This window comes from Waterburya sp., assembly GCF_058530065.1.
Genome location: NZ_JBZNBU010000042.1, coordinates 1 through 5,715 on the forward strand (window position 1 = coordinate 1; position 5,715 = coordinate 5,715).

3 protein-coding genes, 1 tRNA gene and 1 CRISPR repeat array are annotated in these 5,715 nt (G+C 41.7%); of the genes, 2 read left to right on the plus strand and 2 right to left on the minus strand.

Annotation, left to right across the window (positions count from 1 at the left end; translation table 11 throughout):
- The first annotated feature begins 22 nt into the window (after positions 1-22).
- A CRISPR array of direct repeats spans positions 23-503; the repeat unit is 37 nt; unit sequence GTTGCGACAACAATTTCACCTTTGGTTGGATTGAAAG.
- A gap of 437 nt (positions 504-940) precedes the next feature.
- Positions 941-1,025: transfer RNA gene (locus tag AC33VI_RS02835), tRNA-Ser, on the minus strand.
- Between the two features lie 61 nt (positions 1,026-1,086).
- Positions 1,087-1,791, minus strand: a complete 705-nt coding sequence (gene trmD, locus AC33VI_RS02840; RefSeq protein WP_491780761.1) for a tRNA (guanosine(37)-N1)-methyltransferase TrmD — start codon at positions 1,789-1,791, stop codon at positions 1,087-1,089.
- Positions 1,792-1,941: 150 nt separating this feature from the next.
- On the opposite strand from trmD, the gene AC33VI_RS02845 reads away from it, so the two are divergent.
- The gene (locus AC33VI_RS02845) at positions 1,942-2,787 is read left to right on the plus strand and encodes a cyanophycinase (protein WP_491780759.1); all 846 of its coding nucleotides are present in this window, start codon (positions 1,942-1,944) and stop codon (positions 2,785-2,787) included.
- Positions 2,788-2,896: 109 nt separating this feature from the next.
- Positions 2,897-5,512 (plus strand): cyanophycin synthetase, encoded by a 2,616-nt coding sequence (cphA, locus tag AC33VI_RS02850; protein WP_491780760.1) that lies wholly within the window; start codon positions 2,897-2,899, stop codon positions 5,510-5,512.
- Positions 5,513-5,715: the final 203 nt, after the last annotated feature.

A 5,715-nucleotide genomic window follows, 5' to 3' on the forward strand; every position in this document is an offset into this window, starting at 1 on the left:
AGTCAGGTTTTTGACTTATAGAGTTGCGACAACAATTTCACCTTTGGTTGGATTGAAAGTTTAATAACGTATTTCCGTATTCAGCTATCCATTTTGTTGCGACAACAATTTCACCTTTGGTTGGATTGAAAGATCAAAGTGTATTTCCTCATTCCTGGCATCGTTTCCCAGTTGCGACAACAATTTCACCTTTGGTTGGATTGAAAGTCCCCGCAAACACAGACGTTACGAGCTTTCTTTTGCGTTGCGACAACAATTTCACCTTTGGTTGGATTGAAAGACTGCATCCCCAAACTAACTAAACCTTCAGCTAGAGCAGTTGCGACAACAATTTCACCTTTGGTTGGATTGAAAGAAACTTTTTTCTCCAGGCGACGGGCTAAAGCGTAGGTTGCGACAACAATTTCACCTTTGGTTGGATTGAAAGATGAACAGTTAGAAGTTTCTATAAAAGACGGTAGGTTTAGTTGCGACAACAATTTCACCTTTGGTTGGATTGAGCGAGTCTCTTACCATTTTTGGTTTAGATCCTTTCTCAATACACCGCGCCGTAGTTCATGTTCTAAACCTCTGTTCTGCGAAAAATGTGGGTTAGTTTGATTATTTAAAATAATCTTGCTTTCTGACCCTGGTAACTGCTTGCCCTGATGCTGCTACTAATTTGATTAGTAGGAATAAGGTGCGCTCCCAGCAATAAGGGTATGGGTATACTATAATTAGTGGTTACTGAATCATCTTCGAGCAAGAAGAAATTTTTTAAAAAAACTGAAAGCGAATCCCACCCTTTCCTATAAGTTATCTTTATTAGGAAGTTGAACGACACTAATTTGTTAAAAAGACATTTAATCTGTTAAAGCGACATTAATTTGTTACCAATGACAAATAATTAGTTAATGTACAAGTTGTGCAGAATTCCCACTGTATAAAGTCGTAAGGCGAACGGAGAGGGTGGGATTCGAACCCACGGTACTTCTCAGTACACTCGATTTCAAGTCGAGCGCATTCGACCACTCTGCCACCTCTCCCAATGTAGTTTAATCATGATAGCAAAGAATTCAAGCTACTAGGTAATGCTTAACATCTAGTTTATTCTTCATTCTTGACTATTTCCTGCCATTGCTGATACAAATCGGGACGGCGATCGCGAGTTCGTTGGATCTGCTCTTGTTTGCGCCATTCATCAATTAATTTGTGGTTGCCCGAACGCAATACTTCAGGAACTTTCCAGCCTCGAAATTCTGCAGGACGAGTATATTGAGGGTAGTCTAATAGTTCGGTTTCAAAGCTTTCTTGTTTGAGGGATTCTACTTTACCTACAGTTCCAGGAAGCAGTCTGGTTACGCCGTTAATTATGGTTAGAGCGGGAATTTCGCCACAAGTTAAAACAAAATCTCCTAAAGATATCTCTCTAGTGACCAAATGCTGTCTGACTCTTTCGTCTACTCCCTCATAATGACCGCAAATAATTACTAGTTGTTGATAGTTAGTCGCCAAATTTTTGAGCAGAGGCTGATCTAAAGGCTGTCCTTGAGGAGTTACCAAAATAATTTCTCGTTGGGGCAAACTCGGTAAAGATTCAACAGCAGCAAAAATTGGTTCGGGTTTGAGTAGCATTCCTACTCCTCCGCCGTAGGTAATATCGTCTACTTTACGATGCTTGTCTGTGGTAAAGTCGCGGGGATTAATTAAATTGACTGTAGCAATTTCTTGGGCAATTGCTTTGCCTAAGAGACTGCAATTGAGAGGAGAAGCAAAAAAGTCGGGAAAAAGAGTGATAATATCAAAACGCACGATAATTAAACTCAAGTAAAATTCAAACACTAAATATTAGCTAGATCGACCTATAGGAGTTTAGGTAGTTTTTGACACCACAGTCAACTACTACTATCGCTAATATCAGCAGTAATGATGGTACTGCGCTCCTGCTCTTCAAGTTAGATTATGATAAATACCGAAGTCAACAACAAAATTACAAAATCTTTACCCTTGACCCAAAATACTATTTTAGTTATTGGCGGTGCGGAGGACAAAGTACATGGCAAAGAAATCCTCCAAACCTTTTTCAATCGCTCGAAAAGTTCTGATGCAATTATTGGTATTGTACCCTGTGCTTCCAGAGAACCTAGCTTGATTGGCGAAAGATACTATCGCATTTTTAGCGATATGGGAGCGAAAGAAATTAAAGTGCTGGATGTGCGCGATCGCTCTGGAGGTAATGACTCAGTATATCTAGATTTTGTGGAACGTTGTACTGGTGTATTTTTAACAGGGGGAGATCAGCTACGTCTTTGCGGTTTGCTTTCAGATACCCCTCTGATGAATCGGATTGTGGAAAAAGCCCAGAAAAGAGAAATTAGCCTGGCGGGAACTAGTGCTGGAGCAGCGGTTATGGGACATCATATGATCTCTGGGGGAAGTAGTGCAGAATCTCCTAGTCGCTCGCTGGTAGATATGGCAGAAGGGTTGGGAATCATTCCAGAAGTATTGGTAGATCAGCATTTTTACAATCGCAATCGTCTAGCTCGCCTTTTAAGTGCTATTTGCGCGCACCCCCAACTTTTGGGCATTGGCATTGACGAAGATACCTGCGCCATGTTTGAAAGCGACGGTACAATTCGAGTGATTGGCAGAGGAGTAGTAACGATTGTTGACGCTCGTCAAATGACCCATACCAATCACAATAGAGTTAAAGGTAGCGAACCTCTAAGTATGCACAATTTAACCCTTCATGTTCTGGGGTATGGCGATCGCTATGACCTAGAGCGGCATCAAGCTCATGCAGGTTAAATGCCAAAAAAATGTTCGTCACTAACAGTTTAATGGCTAAAAGAGACGAGATTATTATTTAATTGTCTAACTATCTTGGTATTGCCAAAATTCCCTAAAACAAATCACAATGAGAATTCTGAAAACTCAAACCCTGCGCGGCCCTAACTATTGGAGCATTCGACGCAATAAATTAATCTTGATGCTGTTAGATTTGGAAGAACTAACTGAAAAGCCATCTAATGAGTTGTCCGGATTCTACGAAGGTTTGGTTAAAGTTTTGCCCAGCTTGATCGAACATCATTGTTCTCGCGGTCATCGCGGGGGCTTTTTGGAAAGAGTCAAGGAAGGAACTCTGATGGGGCATATTGTCGAACACGTAGCTCTAGAATTACAGGAGCTAGCGGGAATGCCAGTGGGTTTTGGACGTACCAGAGAAACTTCTACCCCTGGAATATTTAACGTTGTTTTTGAATATGTAGAAGAACAGGCTGGTCGCTATGCAGGTAGGGCAGCAGTCAGGCTTTGCAAATCAATTGTGGAAACAGGAACTTATCCAGCCCGCGAATTGGAACAAGATTTAGCAGATTTGATAGATCTTTGTGCCAACACCACTTTAGGCCCTTCGACAGAAACAATTGTCAAAGAAGCCGAAGCTCGTAAAATTCCTTGGATGTGGTTGAGTGCTAGAGCGATGCTGCAACTAGGCTATGGCGCAAATCAAAAACGCATTCAAGCTACCCTGAGCAACAAGACTAGCATTTTGGCAGTAGAACTAGCTTGCGATAAAGAAGGCACAAAAACTATCTTAGAAAATGCAGGAGTACCTGTACCCAAAGGTACTGTAATTGAATATTTAGACGAACTAGAACAAGCAATCTCTGATATTGGAGGATATCCGATCGTGATTAAGCCTCTAGACGGCAATCACGGTCGAGGCATAACTATTAATATCAATGATTGGGATGAAGCGGAAACCGCTTATGATTTGGCTAGTAAAGCCTCAAAATCTCGCTCGATAATTGTTGAAAAATACTATCAAGGAAACGACCACCGAGTTTTAGTTATTAATGACAAAGTAGTTGCCGTTGCTGAAAGAGTGCCAGCCAGAGTAATTGGTGACGGGATTTCTACCATTGAAGAACTAATTAAAATTACCAATCAAGACCCCAAGCGAGGTCACGGACACGATAATGTTTTAACCAAAATTACGATCGACCCCACATCTAAATCAGTCTTAGCCAAACAGGGTTATGAGTTAGATTCTGTCTTGCCTCAAGGAAAAATAGCCTATTTAAGAGCCACGGCAAATCTCAGCACTGGAGGCATAGCGATTGATCGCACTGACGAAATCCACCCCGAAAATCGTTGGTTGGCTCAACGAGTAGCCAAAATTATCGGTCTAGATATTGCAGGAATTGATATTGTTACTCCAGATATCAGCAAGCCTCTGAGAGAAACCCAAGGAGTTATCGTCGAAGTTAATGCAGCCCCTGCTTTTAGAATGCACGCAGCCCCTAGTGAGGGACTACCCCGCAATGTTGGTGCATCGGTTTTAGAAATGCTGTTTCCCAACAATGCCCCCAGTACCATTCCCATCGTGGCAATTACAGGGACTAACGGTAAAACTACTACAACCCGCCTAACGGCTCATATTTATCGTCAAACAGAAAAAGTAGTTGGTTTTACTGCTACCGATGGAATTTATATCCAAGAATATTTAGTCGAAAAGGGCGACAACACAGGCCCTTATAGTGCGGGAGCTATCTTGCGAGATCCGACCGTGGAAGTGGCTGTCTTAGAAACAGCTAGAGGAGGAATTCTGCGCTCGGGTTTGGCTTTTGATAGCTGTGATATAGGAGTAGTTTTAAACGTAGCAGCAGACCATCTGGGTTTGGGTGGCATCGATACTATCGAACAAATGGCCAAAGTGAAAGCAGTTGTGGCGGAAACCGTTAAAGCCGACGGTTATGCTATCTTAAACGCCGACGATCCTCTGGTTTCTGCAATGGCTGAAAAGCTTAACTGCAAAGTAGCGTATTTTTCCATGAATCCCGACAATCGAATTATTGCCGAACACACCCGTCGCAATGGTTTGGCAGCAATTTACGAAAATGGTTATCTTTCTATTTTGGAAGGGAAATGGACTCTTAGGGTGGAGAAAGCTACGAATATTCCCATGACTATGGGGGGAATGGCTCCCTTTATGATTGCCAATGCTTTGGCTAGTTGTTTGGCTACTTTTGCTGGAGGAGTTGATATTGAGTATATCCGCCAAGGAGTACGGACTTTCCAAGTATCCGCTGAACAGATCCCTGGTCGGATGAATCTGTTCGATTTAGGACAATATCGCGCCCTAGTAGACTACGCTCATAACCCTCATGGTTATATGGCAGTGGGAGAATTTGTCAAAAATTGGCAGGGTCATAGAATTGGGGTTATTGGAGGGCCAGGCGACCGCCGAGATGAAGATTTGATTTCATTGGGTAAGATTTCGGCTCGAATATTTGACAGTATTATCATCAAAGAAGATGAAGACCCTAGGGGCAGAGAGCGGGGAGAAGTAGCTGATTTAATCAGTAAGGGGATTTGTCAAGAAAATCCTAATATGACCTATGAAGTTATTCTGCCAGAAACAGAAGCGATCGATTCTGCTTTAGATCGAGCTAAAGAAAATAGCCTAGTTGTCGTTTTTCCTGATAAGGTTACTCAAACAATTAAATTGATTAAACAAAGAATGAATTAAAAGAGTTTTTAGTAGTTAGTAGTTAGTTTTTAGTTCAATTAATTAGTAGATTTGAACACTAATTAGCGGGACTTAAACAAAAATTAAGCCCAAACAAAGCCTAAGCTAGCTTTATAAGCGGTGAATACGTCACAATTTTGGTTAAGCCATTGCACAAAACGAAAAGACATAGCTGTACGAAATGCCTCTAATGCTTCAGGAAA

Excerpts from the sequence above, each read along its gene's own strand:
- AC33VI_RS02845 (WP_491780759.1), top strand. The coding sequence starts at position 1,942 with ATGATAAATACCGAAGTCAACAACAAAATTACAAAATCTTTACCCTTG.
- cphA (WP_491780760.1), top strand. The coding sequence starts at position 2,897 with ATGAGAATTCTGAAAACTCAAACCCTGCGCGGCCCTAACTATTGGAGC.